Origin of the sequence: Klebsiella sp. HMSC16C06 (assembly GCF_001808325.1) — a bacterium.
Lineage (GTDB): Bacteria > Pseudomonadota > Gammaproteobacteria > Enterobacterales > Enterobacteriaceae > Klebsiella > Klebsiella variicola.
In genome coordinates this window covers 33,619-50,976 of record NZ_KV793001.1, presented here as the reverse complement: position 1 = coordinate 50,976, position 17,358 = coordinate 33,619, and the positions used below count along the sequence as shown (strand labels likewise).

General features: G+C 57.2%; 16 protein-coding genes. 11 read left to right on the top strand and 5 right to left on the bottom strand.

The features are described 5' to 3' along the window. Nucleotides 1–36: 36 nt before the first annotated feature. Nucleotides 37–945 carry a DUF535 family protein gene (locus tag HMPREF3142_RS13300; protein ID WP_016161239.1) on the bottom strand — a complete coding sequence of 303 codons (909 nt, stop codon included), beginning with the start codon at nt 943–945 and terminating at the stop codon, nt 37–39. 290 nt (nt 946–1,235) lie between these two features. Between HMPREF3142_RS13300 and HMPREF3142_RS27905 the strand changes: the two genes are divergently transcribed. Then, on the top strand, nt 1,236–1,376 hold the full coding sequence (locus HMPREF3142_RS27905; protein WP_002908189.1) for a hypothetical protein: 141 nt from the start codon (nt 1,236–1,238) through the stop codon (nt 1,374–1,376). A gap of 48 nt (nt 1,377–1,424) precedes the next feature. On the opposite strand, the gene HMPREF3142_RS13295 is transcribed toward HMPREF3142_RS27905, so the two are convergent. Then, on the bottom strand, nt 1,425–2,315 hold the full coding sequence (locus HMPREF3142_RS13295) for a LysR family transcriptional regulator (protein WP_012541468.1): 891 nt from the start codon (nt 2,313–2,315) through the stop codon (nt 1,425–1,427). 139 nt (nt 2,316–2,454) lie between these two features. Here HMPREF3142_RS13295 and HMPREF3142_RS13290 point away from each other — a divergent pair, with 139 nt between their 5' ends. Genes HMPREF3142_RS13290 through HMPREF3142_RS13265 form a run of 6 tightly spaced genes read left to right on the top strand, consistent with a single transcriptional unit; the run spans nt 2,455 to nt 8,185 of the window. After that, on the top strand, nt 2,455–3,162 hold the full coding sequence (locus HMPREF3142_RS13290; protein WP_023297776.1) for a CoA transferase subunit A: 708 nt from the start codon (nt 2,455–2,457) through the stop codon (nt 3,160–3,162). Nucleotide 3,163: 1 nt separating this feature from the next. Further along, the gene (locus HMPREF3142_RS13285; protein WP_012541466.1) at nt 3,164–3,820 is read left to right on the top strand and encodes a CoA transferase subunit B; all 657 of its coding nucleotides are present in this window, start codon (nt 3,164–3,166) and stop codon (nt 3,818–3,820) included. Nucleotides 3,821–3,829: 9 nt separating this feature from the next. Continuing rightward, entirely contained in the window at nt 3,830–5,011 is a 1,182-nt protein-coding gene (locus tag HMPREF3142_RS13280; RefSeq protein ID WP_012541465.1) for an acetyl-CoA C-acetyltransferase, read from the top strand. An 11-nt stretch (nt 5,012–5,022) separates the two neighbouring features. Further along, nucleotides 5,023–5,946, top strand: a complete 924-nt coding sequence (locus tag HMPREF3142_RS13275) for a 3-hydroxyacyl-CoA dehydrogenase family protein (RefSeq protein WP_012967978.1) — start codon at nt 5,023–5,025, stop codon at nt 5,944–5,946. A gap of 50 nt (nt 5,947–5,996) precedes the next feature. Continuing rightward, nucleotides 5,997–7,391, top strand: a complete 1,395-nt coding sequence (locus HMPREF3142_RS13270) for a GntP family permease (RefSeq protein WP_008804551.1) — start codon at nt 5,997–5,999, stop codon at nt 7,389–7,391. A 23-nt stretch (nt 7,392–7,414) separates the two neighbouring features. Continuing rightward, entirely contained in the window at nt 7,415–8,185 is a 771-nt protein-coding gene (locus HMPREF3142_RS13265; protein WP_038422681.1) for a 3-hydroxybutyrate dehydrogenase, read from the top strand. Between the two features lie 19 nt (nt 8,186–8,204). Here the strand turns inward: HMPREF3142_RS13265 and HMPREF3142_RS13260 are convergent, their stop codons facing one another. Continuing rightward, nucleotides 8,205–9,077: a LysR family transcriptional regulator gene (locus tag HMPREF3142_RS13260; protein ID WP_008804549.1), complete on the bottom strand. Its 873-nt coding sequence runs from the start codon at nt 9,075–9,077 to the stop codon at nt 8,205–8,207. 106 nt (nt 9,078–9,183) lie between these two features. Between HMPREF3142_RS13260 and budA the strand changes: the two genes are divergently transcribed. The 4 genes from budA to HMPREF3142_RS29875 all read left to right on the top strand — a co-directional run bounded on the left by budA (nt 9,184) and on the right by HMPREF3142_RS29875 (nt 13,486). Further along, nucleotides 9,184–9,963, top strand: a complete 780-nt coding sequence (gene budA, locus HMPREF3142_RS13255; RefSeq protein WP_008804548.1) for an acetolactate decarboxylase — start codon at nt 9,184–9,186, stop codon at nt 9,961–9,963. 9 nt (nt 9,964–9,972) lie between these two features. Further along, nucleotides 9,973–11,652 (top strand): acetolactate synthase AlsS, encoded by a 1,680-nt coding sequence (alsS, locus tag HMPREF3142_RS13250; protein ID WP_023297780.1) that lies wholly within the window; start codon nt 9,973–9,975, stop codon nt 11,650–11,652. Between the two features lie 23 nt (nt 11,653–11,675). After that, nucleotides 11,676–12,446, top strand: coding sequence for a (S)-acetoin forming diacetyl reductase (locus tag HMPREF3142_RS13245; protein WP_008804546.1), 771 nt, complete (start codon nt 11,676–11,678; stop codon nt 12,444–12,446). A gap of 398 nt (nt 12,447–12,844) precedes the next feature. Beyond that, entirely contained in the window at nt 12,845–13,486 is a 642-nt protein-coding gene (locus tag HMPREF3142_RS29875) for a hypothetical protein (RefSeq protein WP_023322776.1), read from the top strand. Between the two features lie 128 nt (nt 13,487–13,614). Here the strand turns inward: HMPREF3142_RS29875 and HMPREF3142_RS13235 are convergent, their stop codons facing one another. Together HMPREF3142_RS13235 and kexD are read right to left on the bottom strand one after the other, a co-directional pair. Beyond that, nucleotides 13,615–14,151 carry a GNAT family N-acetyltransferase gene (locus HMPREF3142_RS13235; RefSeq protein WP_049163134.1) on the bottom strand — a complete coding sequence of 179 codons (537 nt, stop codon included), beginning with the start codon at nt 14,149–14,151 and terminating at the stop codon, nt 13,615–13,617. Nucleotides 14,152–14,226: 75 nt separating this feature from the next. Further along, nucleotides 14,227–17,343: a multidrug efflux RND transporter permease subunit KexD gene (gene kexD, locus HMPREF3142_RS13230; RefSeq protein ID WP_023322778.1), complete on the bottom strand. Its 3,117-nt coding sequence runs from the start codon at nt 17,341–17,343 to the stop codon at nt 14,227–14,229. Between the last annotated feature and the right edge of the window lie 15 nt (nt 17,344–17,358).

The window sequence follows — 17,358 nt, the reverse complement described above, 5'->3', positions numbered from 1 at the left end:
GCAGCCCCCTGCAGCCCGGCTGGCGTATGAGAGGCGTTAATTCACCCGTGCTTGCAACGTAATGTGCTGCAGGGCGTTCGCCATATCTATCTGAATCAGATCCTTGACACCTTCGCGCTTAATAAACTGGCTCCGGTGCTTACTTTTCACCTCTTCAATACTTTTTTTGATCTCTTGCGCCGGTAATTTATACCAGCCGCGAGCCTGTTTCTCACCACCCATTTCCAGCCACAGCGATGAATAACTGGCTTTCACCAGATCGCTTTTCACGTGGTAATCGGAATCGATCGCGTAGACCGTGGTGATGCTGAAATAACGCAGGAAACCATACAGCACGCTCATGATGATATTTTTCGGCCGCGCGCCATGCAGCTCTTTAGTCAGCACCTTCACTTCGTCATTGGTGATATCTTTTCCGCCCTGGATGCCGCCAATATAGGCGCGGCCATCGTCGGTACAGGAAAAACAGACGCTATAGACGCGCCGGTCACCGAGAAACAGCTGCAGCATCAGCTCGCCCTCCTCCTGAAACGGCGACGCCAACAGTTTAACGTCAAGATTATCGCCATTTTTCAAAGGAATAGAGAACATCGCGCGACCAAAATCCGCCACATTGTACAGCTGCGGCAGGACATCAGGGTGAAACGTTTTCTCAATAAAATTCAGTGAACCGTGGGCAATATCCAGCTTGCGTCGTTTTGACAGCCGTTTATTGAGATACGCTTTAAACGGTTTATCCTCAAAAGGCACCAGCCCTTTGGTCACGGCGGTCAACCGCGCACACTGATATTTTGCACAAAGTTCTTGATATTCTCTGTATTTACCTCCTGCGAGCGAGAGCTCTCTGCATTTTCGTAAAACTTTTTTATAGTTTATTTTGACCTGACCGATCACTTTATTATGTTTACGCCATTCTTTGATGGCGCCTGCAACAGTATGTTCCATTGATTAAGATCCATAGATTCATCCATAATCGCGGCCATATTAACATAAAAGCTTTTCGTCAACGCTTAATTACTCCTTCGTTGTCCTTTCATTTAATATATACACAGGAAATCATTCTGTATGGTGATTAATAAAGCCTACACCCGCCTGTCAACGGTTATTTATAGTAGGGAAAGCCTGCCGCCCCGCGACTTAACGCTCTGTGCGTTCGGCGCGGAGAGCGGCTACATCCGCTGGCGGTTTTGCCCTATACTTGACGCTGATTAAAAACCAGCAACGATAGGTAACTTATGGAAATTGATCTCGACAACCTGGTCTTCAGCGGCCTGGATGAAGCAGAAGAACGCAACGCGGAGCGTCTGGAAGAAGCGGACAAAAAAGCGCAGGCGATCGTTGCCGATGACGATTGCGGCGACGCCTGCAAAATCTGATTGTCAAACCGGCCAGCAGGCCGGTTTTTTTTTGCCCCTCCCGCCTGCTCAGGTCGGCAAGAACCCTTTCAGCGTATCCAGCAGCGCCTGCGCCGCCTTCGACAGCGGCATATGCCCGGCATGGATCGCACCGACGCACTTCTCAATCGGCGGATCGCTGAGCGGGATGCAGACGGCCCCCAGGGAGGTCATCTGCGTTTTACACAGCGCCGGTACCGCGCTGCCCCCCAGGCCGCTGGCCACCATTCTCCCCACCGTCACCAGCTGGTGACTCTCCAGCGCTACGTCCAGCTGGCGACCGCTGCGCGCCAGCGCCTCCTCGAGCATCAGGCGTACCGCCGAGGGACGCTGCAGGGTAATAAAATCGAGGGTCAACAGCTCCTGCCAGGTGAGCTGCTTTTTCTTCGCCAGCGGGGATTGCCGGGGAACGATCGCCACGAAGCGGTCCACCGCCAGCGGGGTAAACAGCAGGTTGTGGGTGGGCGATGGCTCGAAGGCAATACCCATCTCCACTCGCCCCTCGCGCACCATCTCGATCACCTGCTCATTAATCACATCATGCACCGTGACGTTCACGCCGGCATAGCGGTCGCGAAAGGCCTTCAGCGCCTCCGGCAGGACGTTGGCCGCAAACGACGGCATCGCGGCCACCGAAATTTTACCCCGTTGCAGGGTAAAGCTCTGACGCATGGCCTCCTCGACGTTATCCCAGTCGGCCAGCAGCTGACGGGCCATCGGCAGAAAGAGTTCCCCCTCCTGGGTAAGGGTCACTTTGCGGGTGCTGCGCTGCAGCAGCGCGCCGCCCAGCGCCTCCTCTAACCCTTTGATGGTCAAACTGAGGGCTGGCTGCGACAAATTGAGCCTTTCGCTGGCGTGGGCGAAATTCAGAGTGTGAGCTACCGCTAAAAACGCGCGTAACTGTTTGACACTCATTCTCATTTTTCTTCCTGTTAACTAATTGAAAAAATTAGTTAACAGGAAATTAATTAAAATTCCAAATGAGTGGGTCACAAATTCAAAATTATCAAATCAGTCTCCAGCGCCAATGATAAGGCTATCGCAAGGCAGGAGAGACAAGATGGCAGGACTGGATAAACGCGTCGCCAGCTATGAAGCGGCGCTGGAAGGGTTAACGGACGGCATGACGCTGCTCGCCGGCGGTTTCGGCCTGTGCGGCATTCCCGAGAACTTGATCGCCGAGGTGCAGCGTCGCCAGGTGCAGGGGCTGACGGTGGTCTCCAATAACTGCGGCGTCGACGGCTTCGGTCTCGGTATGCTGCTGGAGTCACGCCAGATCAGCAAGGTGGTGGCCTCTTACGTCGGGGAGAACGCGCTGTTTGAACAGCTGGTGCTGAGCGGCGAGCTGGCGGTTGAGCTCACTCCTCAGGGAACGCTGGCCGAAAAAATTCGCGCCGGCGGCGCCGGGATCCCCGGTTTTTACACCGCCACCGGGTATGGCACCCCGGTCGCCGAAGGCAAAGAGGTGCGCCAGTTCGCCGGCAGGCACTACATCCTTGAAGAGGCGATCCGCGGCGATTTCGCGCTGGTCAAAGGCTGGAAAGCCGACTGGTACGGCAATGTGGTATATCGCCATACCGCGCAGAATTTCAACCCGCTGATGGCCACCGCCGGGCGTATTACGGTGGTGGAGGTGGAAGAGATTGTACCGCCGGGCGAACTGCCGCCCTCCGCCATCCACACCCCGGGGATCTATGTCGACCGGCTGATCGTCGGGCAATTCGAAAAACGTATTGAACAGCGCACCCTGCGCGCCGGAGGGAAGTGAGATGCTGACCCGTGAACAAATGGCGATGCGCGTCGCCCAGGAGCTGCGCGACGGCGACTACGTCAACCTCGGGATCGGTATCCCGACGCTGGTGGCCAATTACATTCCCGCCGGTATTGAGGTGATGCTCCAGTCGGAGAATGGCCTGCTGGGGATGGGCGAATTTCCAGACGAAGCCACGATCGACGCCGACATGATTAACGCCGGCAAGCAGACCGTCACCGCGCAAACCGGGGCGGCCATCTTCGACTCCGCTCAGTCGTTCGCCATGATCCGCGGCGGCCACGTTGACCTGACCGTTCTTGGCGCCTTTGAGGTCGACGTCGCGGGCAACATCGCCTCATGGATGATCCCTGGAAAAATGGTCAAGGGGATGGGCGGCGCCATGGACCTGGTAGCCGGCGCGCAGAACATCATCGTGGTGATGACCCACGCCTCAAAAAACGGCGAATCCAAACTGCTGCCGCAGTGCACCCTGCCGCTCACCGGCGTGGGCTGTATTCGCCGGGTGCTCACCGATCTGGCCCTGCTGGACATTGTCGACGGCGCATTTGTCCTGCGTGAAGTGGCCCCGGGGGTGAGCCCCGACGAGGTGATGCGTAAAACGGCGGGACGGCTGATCGTGGCCGACGATGTGCGCGAAATGCGCTTCAGCTAAGGAGAGACCATGACCGATATTGCCATTGTTGCTGCAGTACGCACCCCGGTCGGCAGCTTTCGCGGCGCCTTCGCCCCTCTTTCCGCCGTCGACCTCGGCGCCGCGGTGGTACGCAGCCTGCTTGAACGCGGCCAGTTGCCCGCCGCGGCGGTGGACGAACTGATTTTCGGCCAGGTGCTCACCGCCGGCTGCGGGCAGAACCCGGCGCGCCAGACCGCGCTGCGGGCCGGCCTGCCGGTGGACACCCCGGCGGTGACCGTCAATCTGGTGTGCGGCTCCGGGCTGAAAGCGGTTCAGCAGGCGATGCAGGCGATCCGCTGCGGCGACGCCGAGATCGTCATCGCCGGCGGCCAGGAGAGCATGAGCAATGCCCCCTATCTGATGCACGGCGCCCGCGACGGCCTGCGTTTCGGCCACGCCAGCCTGCAGGACAGCATGATTCTGGACGGCCTGTGGGACGCCTTTAACGACTACCACATGGGCATTACCGCCGAGAATCTGGCTGATGCCTTCGACATCAGCCGTGAGCGCCAGGATGCCTTTGCCGCCGGGTCCCAGCGCAAAGCGGCGGCCGCCATCGCCGCCGGACGCTTTCGCGAGGAGATCGTCCCGGTCAGCGTCCCGCAGGGCAAAAAGCCGCCGCGTGTCGTGACTGACGACGAGCAACCGCGCCCGGAGACCAGCGAGCAGCAGCTGGCCCAGCTGCGCCCGGCGTTTCGTCCCGCTGACGGCAGCGTCACTGCCGGAAACGCCTCGTCGCTGAACGATGGCGCCGCGGCGGTCCTGCTGATGCGCGTCGATAAAGCGCACGAGCTCGGGCTACCGGTGCTGGCGCGCATTGTCAGCTCAGCGGTCGCCGGGGTCGACCCATCGGTGATGGGCATCGGCCCGGTGAGCGCCTGCCGTAAAGCGCTGCAGCGCGCCGGCTGGACGCTGGACGAGGTGGATCTTATCGAAGCTAACGAGGCTTTTGCCGTCCAGGCGCTGGCCGTCGGTCAGCTGCTTGAGTGGGATAGCGAGAAGGTCAACGTCAACGGCGGCGCCATCGCCCTTGGCCATCCTATCGGCGCCTCCGGCTGCCGGATCCTCGTCAGCCTGGTGCATGAGATGCAGCGCCGGGGCGCCAGCAAAGGGCTGGCAACCCTGTGCGTCGGCGGCGGCCAGGGCATCGCCATGACTCTACAACGTTAACAGGAGCCACTATGTTTACACCACGCCTGGCGGTACTCGGCGCGGGACTGATGGGCGTCGGCATCGCCTGCCATTTCGCCCGTCACGGTCACGTCGTCCGCCTGTATGACACCGACCCGCAACGTCTCGCCGAGGTTCCGGCGGTGGCCAGCGCTATCCTGCGCGAGCTGGAGGCGAGCGGCCAGCAGGATCCCGCCGACCGCGACGCTGTGCTGGCCCGTCTGACCCCCACCCCGGCGCTGAATGCCCTGGCCGATGCCACGCTGCTGATAGAAGCGATCCCCGAGCGGCTGGCGCTGAAGCACGCCCTGTATGCCGAACTGGAAACGCTGATCGCCGACGAGGCGATTATCGCCAGCAACACCAGCGGCCTGCCGCCGGACTCGCTGGCGCAGGGCATGCGCCACCCTGAACGGCTGCTGATCGCCCACTTCTGGCATCCGCCGCACCTGATCCCGCTGGTGGAAGTGGTGCCCGGGAGCGCCACACTGCCCCATCTGGCGCGCCAGGTGAGCGACTTTTGCGCCGCCTGCGCGCTGGAAGCGGTGGTGCTCAATCGCGCCGCGCCGGGCTTTGTCGGCAACCGGCTGCAGTTCGCCCTGCTGCGCGAAGCGCTGCATATCGTCCACAGCGGCATTGCCTCTGCCGAGGTGGTGGACCAGGTGATGCGCGCCTCGCTGGGCCGCCGCTATGCGATGGTCGGCCCGCTGGAGGCAGCGGACATGACCGGGCTGGCGACGGTCCAGGATATCTGCCAGCACCTGCTGCCGGAGCTGGCCAGCGGGAGCGAGATGATGTCGCTGGTGGCGGAAAAGGTGGCGCGAGGCGACACCGGCGCCCGCAGTGGACAAGGCTTTTACCGCTGGGATGAGGCGCGGCAACAGCGCATCCAGTCGCGCCGGGAACATCAGCTTCGCTACGCCCTGAAGCCCTAGTATCGCGTTCTGTACCCCTACAATAACAATGAGAGTGAGAGTGAGACGTCGTGATGAGTGTGATAATTGCCCTGGCCGCACTGGCGTTACTGATGCTGGCGGCCTACCGTGGATACAGCGTGATCCTCTTTGCGCCGATCGCCGCCCTCGGCGCGGTGCTGGTCACCGACCCGGGCGCGGTCGGCCCGGCCTTTACCGGCCTGTTTATGGAAAAAATGGTCGGCTTTGTGAAGCTCTATTTCCCGGTGTTTCTGCTGGGCGCCGTGTTCGGCAAGCTGATTGAGCTGTCGGGATTCTCGCGGTCGATTGTCGCCGCCGCCATCCGCATCCTCGGACGCCGCCACGCGATCCCGGTGATCGTGCTGGTATGCGCCCTGCTGACCTACGGCGGGGTGTCGCTGTTTGTGGTGGCTTTTGCCGTCTACCCTTTCGCCGCCGAACTGTTTCGCCAGAGCGGGATCCCCAAACGGCTGATCCCGGCCACCGTCGCCCTCGGGGCATTCTCGTTTACCATGGACGCCCTGCCCGGCACGCCGCAGATCCAGAATATTATCCCCACCAGTTTCTTCGGCACCAACGCCTGGGCGGCCCCCTGGCTGGGGCTTATCGGCTCGCTGTTCATCATCATCTTCGGTTTGCTGTGGCTGGAGCGTCAGCGCCGCAAAGCGCAGGCCCGCGGCGAAGGCTATGGGACCGACCTGCAAAATGAGCCGGAGACCCCGGATGACATCGATCTGCCGCATCCGCTGATCGCTATCGCCCCGTTGCTGCTGGTGGGGGTGCTGAATCTGCTGTTCACCCACTGGATCCCGCAGTGGTACGGCGCCAGCCATGAGCTCACCCTGCCGGGTCTGGCGAAGCCTGTCGTCACCGAAGTAGGGAAAATCACCGCTATCTGGGCGGTGCAGGCGGCGCTGCTCTCCGGCATTGTGCTGGTGCTGGTCTGCGGCTATCGCAATATCCGCGGCCGGCTGGCGGAGGGGAGCCGGACGGCGGTGGGCGGGGCTATTCTCGCGGCGATGAACACCGCCTCTGAGTACGGATTCGGCGCGGTTATCGCCGCCCTGCCGGGTTTCCTGGTGCTGTCGAAAGCCCTCGCGGCCATTCCCAATCCGCTATTAAACGAGGCGATCAGCGTCACGGTGCTGGCCGGGATCACCGGCTCGGCCTCCGGGGGGATGAGCATCGCGCTGGCGGCGATGTCCGAGACCTTTGTCGCCGCCGCCCACGCCGCCAATATTCCGCTCGAGGTCCTGCACCGCGTCGCCGCCATGGCCAGCGGCGGCATGGACACCCTGCCGCATAACGGGGCGGTGATCACCCTGCTGGCGATCACCGGCCTGAGCCATCGCCAGGCCTACGGCGGTATTTTCGCCATCACGGTGATCAAAAGCCTCGCGGTACTGTTTGTCATTGCCACGTTCTATGTGACCGGCATTGTCTGATACCCGATTGAAGGAGTAATAAAATGAATTTGCACGGTAAAACGGCGCTGGTCACCGGCTCCACCAGCGGCATCGGTTTAGGGATCGCCAAAGTGCTGGCTCAGGCGGGCGCGCAGGTGATCCTCAATGGCTTCGGCGACAGCAGCCACGCCCGGGCTGAAGTCGCCGCGCTGGGTAAGATCCCCGGCTATCACGACGCCGACCTGCGCGACGTCGGGCAGATCGAGGCGATGATGCACTATGCCGAAAGCACCTTCGGCGGCGTCGATATTGTGATCAATAACGCCGGCATCCAGCACGTCGCCCCGGTGGATCAGTTTCCGGTGGACAAATGGAACGACATCATCGCGATCAATCTCTCCAGCGTCTTCCACACCACCCGCCTGGCGCTGCCGGGTATGCGCCAGCGCAACTGGGGGCGCATCATCAACATTGCCTCAGTGCATGGCCTGGTGGCGTCGAAAGAGAAATCGGCCTACGTCGCTGCCAAGCACGCGGTGGTCGGGCTGACCAAAACCGTGGCCCTGGAAACCGCGCGCAGCGGCATCACCTGCAACGCCATCTGCCCGGGCTGGGTGCTAACCCCGCTGGTGCAACAGCAGATCGATAAGCGCATCGCCGAGGGGGTCGACCCGGAGCAGGCCAGCGCCCAGCTGCTGGCGGAAAAACAGCCCTCCGGGGAGTTTGTCACCCCGCAGCAACTGGGCGAAATGGCGCTGTTTCTGTGCAGCGATGCCGCTGCCCAGGTGCGCGGCGCCGCATGGAATATGGATGGCGGCTGGGTGGCGCAGTAAGCCGCTGGCGCCGCGAAGATCAGAACATCGCCAGAAAGCGTTTCACTGTGCGTGAGCGCTCGAAGCGCCGCCAGGCGATGGCGATATCGGTCTTCAGCGGCGCCCCACTGAGCGGGTGATAGCTGACGTTCGGCTGTTGAATGCAGGTCATCGACTGCGGGACCAGCGCGAAGCCGAACCCGGCATTGACCATGCTCAGCGACGACGAAATCTGCGACGACTGCCAGGCACGCTCCATGTCGATCCCGGCGCGCAGGCAGCTGTTGTACACCAGCTCATACAGCCCGGGGGCCACCTCCCGCGGGAAGAGGATCGGCGCCACGTCGCACAGCTGCTCCAGGGCCAGGGTCGGCTGCGTCGCCAGCGGGTTATCGCGCGGCAGCGCGATGACCATCGGCTCCTCATCAATAATCCGCAGATTAAAGGCTTTACTGCTCTCGCACGGCAGACGGACGAAGGCGATATCCAGCTCGGCCTCGCTCAGGGCGGTCATCAGATTGGCCATATTGTCTTCCATCTGGTGCAGGGTCACCCCGGGGTGGTCGAGCTGAAAGCGGTGCAGCAACGTGAAGATTTGCGGATGGAAAGCATCAGAACTGGTAATGCCTAGCGACAGGCTGCCGTTCATCCCGCGCGCAATGCCCTTGGCCTTCTCCAGCGCCGCATCGCTCATGGCGAGGATCTGGCGGGCATCCTCATAGAACGACTCTCCCGCTTCCGTCAGCTCCACCCCGCGGGTTAAACGCCGAAACAGCGGGGTCCCCACCTCGCGCTCAAGTCGCTGAATTTGCTGACTTAAAGGAGGTTGTGAAATACCCAGTTCCTTGGCGGCCTGGGTGAAGTGCCGCGTCCTGGCGACGGCGACAAAATAACGAAGATAACGAAGTTCCATATCGAAAACGTCTCAAACCAGCATGGTTTCTATATTGGAACTGTGAGCTGAATCGGGTCAACATTTATTTAACCTTTCTTATATTTGTTGAACGAGGAAGTGGTATATGAATCACTCTGCTGAATGCACCTGCGAAGAGAGTCTGTGCGAAACCCTACGGGCGTTTTCCGCGCAGCATCCCGAGAGCGTGCTCTATCAGACATCGCTAATGAGCGCCCTGCTGAGCGGGGTTTACGAAGGCAGCACCACCATCGCGGACCTGCTGAAACACGGCGATTTCGGCCTCGGCACCTTTAATGAGCTGGACGGGGAGCTGATCGCCTTCAGCAGTCAGGTCTATCAGCTGCGCGCCGACGGCAGCGCGCGCAAAGCCCAGCCGGAGCAGAAAACGCCGTTCGCGGTGATGACCTGGTTCCAGCCGCAGTACCGGAAAACCTTTGACCATCCGGTGAGCCGCCAGCAACTGCACGACGTTATTGACCAGCAAATTCCCTCTGACAACCTGTTCTGCGCCCTGCGCATCGACGGCCATTTCCGCCATGCCCATACCCGCACCGTGCCGCGCCAGACGCCGCCGTACCGGGCGATGACCGACGTCCTCGACGATCAGCCGGTGTTCCGCTTTAACCAGCGCGAAGGGGTGCTGGTCGGCTTCCGTACCCCGCAGCATATGCAGGGGATCAATGTCGCCGGGTATCACGAGCACTTTATTACCGATGACCGCAAAGGCGGCGGTCACCTGCTGGATTACCAGCTCGATCACGGGGTGCTGACCTTCGGCGAAATTCACAAGCTGATGATCGACCTGCCCGCCGACAGCGCGTTCCTGCAGGCCAATCTGCATCCCGATAATCTCGATGCCGCCATCCGTTCCGTAGAAAGTTAAGGGGTTCACATGGACAAACAGTATCCGGTACGCCAGTGGGCGCACGGCGCCGATCTCGTCGTCAGCCAGCTGGAAGCGCAAGGCGTACGTCAGATCTTCGGTATCCCCGGCGCCAAAATCGACAAGGTGTTCGACTCACTGCTGGATTCCTCGATTCGCATTATTCCGGTACGCCACGAAGCCAACGCCGCGTTTATGGCCGCCGCGGTCGGACGCATTACCGGCAAAGCGGGCGTGGCGCTGGTCACCTCCGGTCCGGGTTGTTCCAACCTGATCACCGGCATGGCCACCGCGAACAGCGAAGGCGACCCGGTGGTGGCCCTGGGCGGCGCGGTGAAACGCGCCGATAAGGCGAAGCAGGTCCATCAGAGTATGGATACGGTGGCGATGTTCAGCCCGGTCACCAAATACGCCGTCGAGGTGACGGCGCCGGATGCGCTGGCGGAAGTGGTCTCCAACGCCTTCCGTGCCGCCGAGCAGGGCCGCCCGGGCAGCGCGTTCGTCAGCCTGCCGCAGGATGTGGTCGATGGCCCGGTCAGCGGTAAAGTACTGCCGGCCAGCCGGGCTCCGCAGATGGGCGCCGCGCCGGATGACGCCATCGACCAGGTGGCGAAGCTTATCGCTCAGGCGAAGAACCCGATCTTCCTGCTCGGCCTGATGGCCAGCCAGCCGGAAAACAGCGCGGCGCTGCGCCGTTTGCTGGAGGCCAGCCATATTCCGGTCACCAGCACCTATCAGGCCGCCGGGGCGGTGAATCAGGATAACTTCTCTCGCTTCGCCGGTCGGGTCGGGCTGTTTAACAACCAGGCCGGGGACCGTCTGCTGCAGCTCGCCGACCTGGTGATCTGCATCGGCTACAGCCCGGTGGAATATGAACCGGCGATGTGGAACAGCGGCAACGCGACGCTGGTGCATATCGACGTGCTGCCCGCTTATGAAGAGCGCAACTACACCCCGGATGTCGAGCTGGTGGGCGATATCGCCGGCACCCTCAACAAGCTGGCGCAAAATATCGATCACCGGCTGGTGCTCTCCCCGCAGGCGGCGGAGATCCTCCGCGACCGCCAGCACCAGCGCGAGCTGCTGGACCGCCGCGGCGCGCAGCTGAATCAGTTTGCCCTGCATCCGCTGCGCATCGTTCGCGCCATGCAGGATATCGTCAACAGCGACGTCACGCTGACCGTGGACATGGGCAGCTTCCATATCTGGATCGCCCGCTACCTGTACAGCTTCCGCGCCCGTCAGGTGATGATCTCCAACGGCCAGCAGACCATGGGCGTCGCCCTGCCCTGGGCCATCGGCGCCTGGCTGGTCAATCCTGAGCGCAAAGTGGTCTCCGTCTCCGGCGACGGCGGCTTCCTGCAGTCGAGCATGGAGCTGGAGACCGCCGTCCGCCTGAAAGCCAACGTGCTGCACCTGATCTGGGTCGATAACGGCTACAACATGGTGGCCATCCAGGAAGAGAAAAAATACCAGCGCCTGTCCGGCGTCGAGTTCGGGCCGATGGATTTTAAAGCCTATGCCGAGTCCTTCGGCGCCAAAGGGTTTGCCGTGGAAAGCGCCGAGGCGCTGGAGCCGACCCTGCGCGCCGCGATGGACGTCGACGGCCCGGCGGTGGTGGCCATCCCGGTGGATTATCGCGATAACCCGCTGCTGATGGGCCAGCTGCATCTGAGTCAGATTCTGTAAGTCATCACAATAAGGAAAGGAAAATGAAAAAAGTCGCACTTGTTACCGGCGCCGGCCAGGGGATTGGTAAAGCTATCGCCCTTCGTCTGGTGAAGGATGGATTTGCCGTGGCCATTGCCGATTATAACGACGCCACCGCCAAAGCGGTCGCCTCCGAAATCAACCAGGCCGGCGGACACGCCGTGGCGGTGAAAGTGGATGTCTCCGACCGCGATCAGGTATTTGCCGCCGTTGAACAGGCACGCAAAACGCTGGGCGGCTTCGACGTCATCGTCAATAACGCCGGTGTGGCACCGTCTACGCCGATCGAGTCCATTACCCCGGAGATTGTCGACAAAGTCTACAACATCAACGTCAAAGGGGTGATCTGGGGTATTCAGGCGGCGGTCGAGGCCTTTAAGAAAGAGGGGCACGGCGGGAAAATCATCAACGCCTGTTCCCAGGCCGGCCACGTCGGCAACCCGGAACTGGCGGTGTATAGCTCCAGTAAATTCGCGGTTCGCGGCTTAACCCAGACCGCCGCTCGCGACCTCGCGCCGCTGGGCATCACGGTCAACGGCTACTGCCCGGGGATTGTCAAAACGCCAATGTGGGCCGAAATTGACCGCCAGGTGTCCGAAGCCGCCGGTAAACCGCTGGGCTACGGTACCGCCGAGTTCGCCAAACGCATCACTCTCGGTCGTCTGTCCGAACCGGAAGATGTCGCCGCCTGCGTCTCCTATCTTGCCAGCCCGGATTCTGATTATATGACCGGTCAGTCATTGCTGATCGACGGCGGGATGGTATTTAACTAATAAAAAATAAGCTCTGACATGGCTTGCCCCTGCTTTCGCGCAGGGGCTTTTTTTTGGTTTGAGTGTAAGTGTAAGCATCCCGGGGAAACGAAGCATCAATACTTGAGGGCTTCTGGCGTTCCTACTTGCGCTTCTGGCACGACGTGGGCAATCTGACTGGGATGAAGGTCTGATTTGAGCGAGGAGCGGAAGTTCGGGAACGGGATAGCTCCATTGATGACTTTATGCTACGTGTTAAACCACAGGTAATGGAGTTGCTGCCGGAGAAAGTAGTATTCTTTAGACTGAGATCTTTTGAAAGGAACTGTAGTTGCTATAAAATTGAGGAACCAAATTTTTTAGCTTTTAAAAAATAAAATATTATCTCTTTTAGAAATTAGATAAGCAGGAGAAAAGCTATGATATCGGTAATAAAGGACCTATTTAGTAACCAAGTGGTTTCCGCAGTCATTCTTACTATCATTGGAGCGATTACAAAAAAGTATATTCAGTTTCATCGCAGAGACTTTTTTTCACGCTCACCCTCCGAGCAGATAAAAGCAGTCGAATGGCTTAGAACCTCTTCTGTACCCATCTCCGATCCGTTAGCAAAGGCGGAACAGCAGTTCCGCCTACAGTCGTTCGGACTGCATAGAGATTGGCATTTATCTTATAAAATCATATGCTTGAGCTCCGATTATGCACAGTCATTAATTCCGTCCTTGAAGGCAGTCTTGCGTTATCAGGGCATGTACACAATTACTAACGGGAATATATACCCTCATAAATTCCATAAGTGGATAATACCTTTTGTGTTAATATCGTTGCTATTATATATCGGTGCTGAGATATACAGAGGTTCTTCACAGAGTGATGGTATAGAGATTTTGAAATCTCTATACGTCGTTATTGTGGCTTTTATAGTATGGTGTTGGGTCGCTGCTTGTGCTCTGAGAGTATCAAGCATCAGTAAAAAGCTCAATGCCTATATCCCACCCGCAAACGATTTTAAATCCAAGACATACGATTTCAGTTCAATACTCAATAATAGATATCCCTAGCCTGGCTGATCTGCTTCCCGTAAATACTGATACCTGGCAGTAAGCGAGATCCGCTTCTGGCACGGCGCGAACTGTTAACTGAGCCAAAGGTCCGCCATGAGCGAGGAGCGGACATTTTTCTTCGTCCTCTACTTCGTCCATTCTTTATGCAGTAACGCATAGATGTATGTGTCGTCATACCTTTCTTTACCCTCCTCGTTTTCAAAGGAGACAAATTCTTTAAAACATCCTTCACGTCGCATAAGTAGTCGTTCGCATAGTTTTTGAGAGGAGTAATTATAATCTTCCACCCAGGCATACAAACGTCTGGCGCCTTTTACTTTAAATAAATAATCAAACAGTGCAGTAACTGACTCGCTTGCATATCCCTGATGTTCGTAACGTTGATTAAAATGCCAGCCTACTGACCAGGTATTGCTGTCTGGCTCGTTGCTATTGTCCGCAAAAAGATGTCCGATTAACGTATCGGTTTCATTTAGACAAACGGCAAACTGTGTTGGGTCAGAGGCTCGTTTAGCCACGTCGACCTCTGCCTCAGCGAGTGAATGTAACTTTTCATCCTTAAAGCAAGGAGTACGTGGTGAAGAGAGGTAATCGAAAAGAGCTGCCGCATCCTCTTCCTTAAAATGGCGAATGATTAATCTTTGAGTGGTAATGATGGTCATAATGTCCTTGATAATGTAATGCCAGCCAGTTCAGCAAGAAGTCTGCTTTAAACTGGCCGGAACACAGGGCAGAGATTAGCCGTTTCGGCTATTCCCCAGTCTGTATTTTCGCATGCCTGTAAATCGTGTGATCGTCACGAAAAATACCGGAACAAATAAAATGGCCAGTAGCGTTCCGCTAATCATCCCGCCGAATACACCGGTACCAATCGCGTGCTGCGTGCTGGCGCTGGCTCCACTGGCAAGCATCAGCGGAACAACACCTAATGTGAAAGCCAGAGAAGTCATCAGAATTGGCCGTAAGCGTAGCTTTGCAGCCGTCAATGTCGCGTCAATAAGGCTCTTTCCTTCTTTCATCAATTGTCTCGCGAACTCGATAATCAGAATCGCATTCTTGGCGGAAAGTCCAATCAGGGTTATCAGACCCACTTTGAAAAAGACGTCATTCGTCATATTTGTAACGGATACGGCCAGCACAGCGCCGAGCAGCCCCAGAGGAACAACGAGCATGACCGCGAAGGGAATGGACCAGCTTTCGTAAAGAGCAGCCAGCACCATGAATACCACCAGTACCGAGAGCACAATAAGACCCGGAAGCTGTGATGCAGACTCTTTTTCCTGTAACGAACTTCCCGCCCACTCACCGGCGAACCCCGGTGGTAAGTGCTTAGCCAGATTGTCCATTGCCGCCATTGCGGTACCTGACGATTTTCCCTGTGCGGAACTCCCGGTTATGCGTATGGCAGGATATCCCTGATAGCGTATCAGTTGCTGCGGTGCTACATTCCACGAAAGCGTCACAAAAGTGGATAATGGAAGCATCTGCCCCAGACGGTTTTTGACAGACAAAGCCAAAAGTTGTTCAGGCTGCATCCGGTATGGCGCATCCGCCTGGACGATAACCTGCTGAACTCGACCATTATTGGTATAGTCATTAACATAATTGGAACCTGCTGCAACCGAGATGGTTTGATTTATTTCATCAAACGAAACCCCCATGGCTTCCGCTTTTTCCCTGTCGACATGCAGGGAAAGGCTTGTTCCCTCACCAAGTCCATCAATATAGACATCGGTAAGGTGAGGATTATGATTTGCCTGTACAATAAGCTCATCGGCCGCCTTTTTGAGTGCCTGATAGCCTTTCCCCCCTCTGTCCTGTAAATAATAAGTGAACCCGGATGAGGTTCCCATATCAGAAATAGCCGGAGGCAGCAGACTCATTGTTACGGCGTCCGGCACGTTTGCCATTTGGGACTGAATATGGTCAGCTTCTTCCTGTGCCGTGGTTCCTTTGCGTTGTTTCCAGTCCTTGAGGGTGGTGAATGCCATGGCCGAATTTTGGCCTGACCCTGAAAAACCAAATCCCAGAATCATAATGTTACTTTCTACCGCCTGCCGATGGGCGATCTCCTCTTCAAATGTATCGACGACCTTAAGCGTCCGCTGCATCGTGGCATCAGAAGGAAGCTGGATTGAGGACATAAAATAACCCTGATCTTCATCGGGTATAAATGATGATGGTAAGGTGGACAGCCCGGCAAACAATGCCAAACATAATGCAGCGTAGATCATCATCATACGGCCAGTACGCTTCAGTACAAATCCCAGACCAGTGGCGTAAAACGAAGTCAGGCGATGAAAGTGAGCGTTAAACCACGCTGAAAATACGCTGCTTTTACCCTGATGAATACCATGTGGTTTGAGCAGGGTTGCACAAAGCGCAGGCGTTAACGTCAGCGCCAGGAATGCCGACAGTAAAATGGATATCGCCATCGAAATGCTGAACTGTCGATAAATAATACCCACAGAACCGCTGGCAAAGGCCATTGGTATAAACACCGCAGTGAGCACCAGCGTAATACCAATGATTGCCGGCGTAATTTCACGCATCGCTTCTCGCGTTGCATCCTGTGGAGACATTTTTTTGTCTTCCATCAGTCGTTCGACGTTCTCCACCACAACAATAGCATCGTCAACAATAATCCCGATGGCCAGTATCATTCCAAACATGGTTAAAATATTGATGGAATAACCGCTTAATAGCATTACGGTAAATGTGCCGAGCAGCGCCACGGGTGCCACAATCGCAGGAATAAGCGTACAGCGTATCTTGTGAAGGAAAAGCAGCATCACGAAAAAGACCAGAACCATGGCTTCAACAAATGTCTCAACTACCTTCAATATCGATAGCTTTACAAATGGAGCCGTATCGAAAGGCACGGTGAATGTCATTCCCTCGGGAAGCACACCGGACAGTTCTGCTAACCGCGCGCGGATACCCGACGCAGTACTAATCGCATTTGCACCAGGAGACAACTGAATGGCGGCTGCCGTTGCAGGCACGCCATTTTCACGGATGCCAAATGCGTAACTTTGCAACCCGGATTCCACGCGGGCAACATCTGCCAGTGTCACCCGGGCGGCTGAGACCTGTGATTTAATCGTGATATTGCGAAATTCTTCAACCGAAGAGAGCTGCCCTTTTACCGTTATTGGATAGGTCACCTCTTGACTGCTCGTCGCGGGTTCATCTCCTGTTCTGCCCGGTGAAACAATCACGTTTTGTTGACTGATGGCGCTTAATACATCCGTAACAGAGAGCCCATAGCTGTGTAATTTCATCGGGTCCAGCCATATGCGGAGTGCCTTTTCTCCGCCAAAAAGCTGGACTTTACCTACACCAGGTACGCGACGGAGTTCATCAGTAACATTCCTTGCAAAATAATCGCTTAAGTCAGCTTCCTGATAGGCTCCGCTTGGCGATTTTAACCCCACCATCATTAAAAAACCGGAATTAGCTGCCTCAACATTTATTCCATTCTGTCTTACCGACTGCGGCAGGCGGGATTCTACAATTTTAATTTGGTTTTGCAGATCCATCTGGGCGAGTTTGATGTCGGTGCCGGGTTTGAAAGTTACCGTAATTGACGCCATCCCTGTCGTGTCACTGGAAGATTCAAAATAGAGTAAATTGTCAACACTCGCAATTTCACGCTCGATCAGAGACACGACGGATGTGTTCATCACTTCCGGGCTGGCTCCAGGGTAACTCACTGAAATGATAATACCGGGTGGCGCAACTTCAGGGTATTGCGCAACCGGTAAACGAGGTATGGACAACAGTCCCGTCAGAACAATAAACAGGGCAATAACCCATGCGAAGATGGGGCGCTCAATGAAAAAGTGCGGCATCAGGTGTACTTCCAG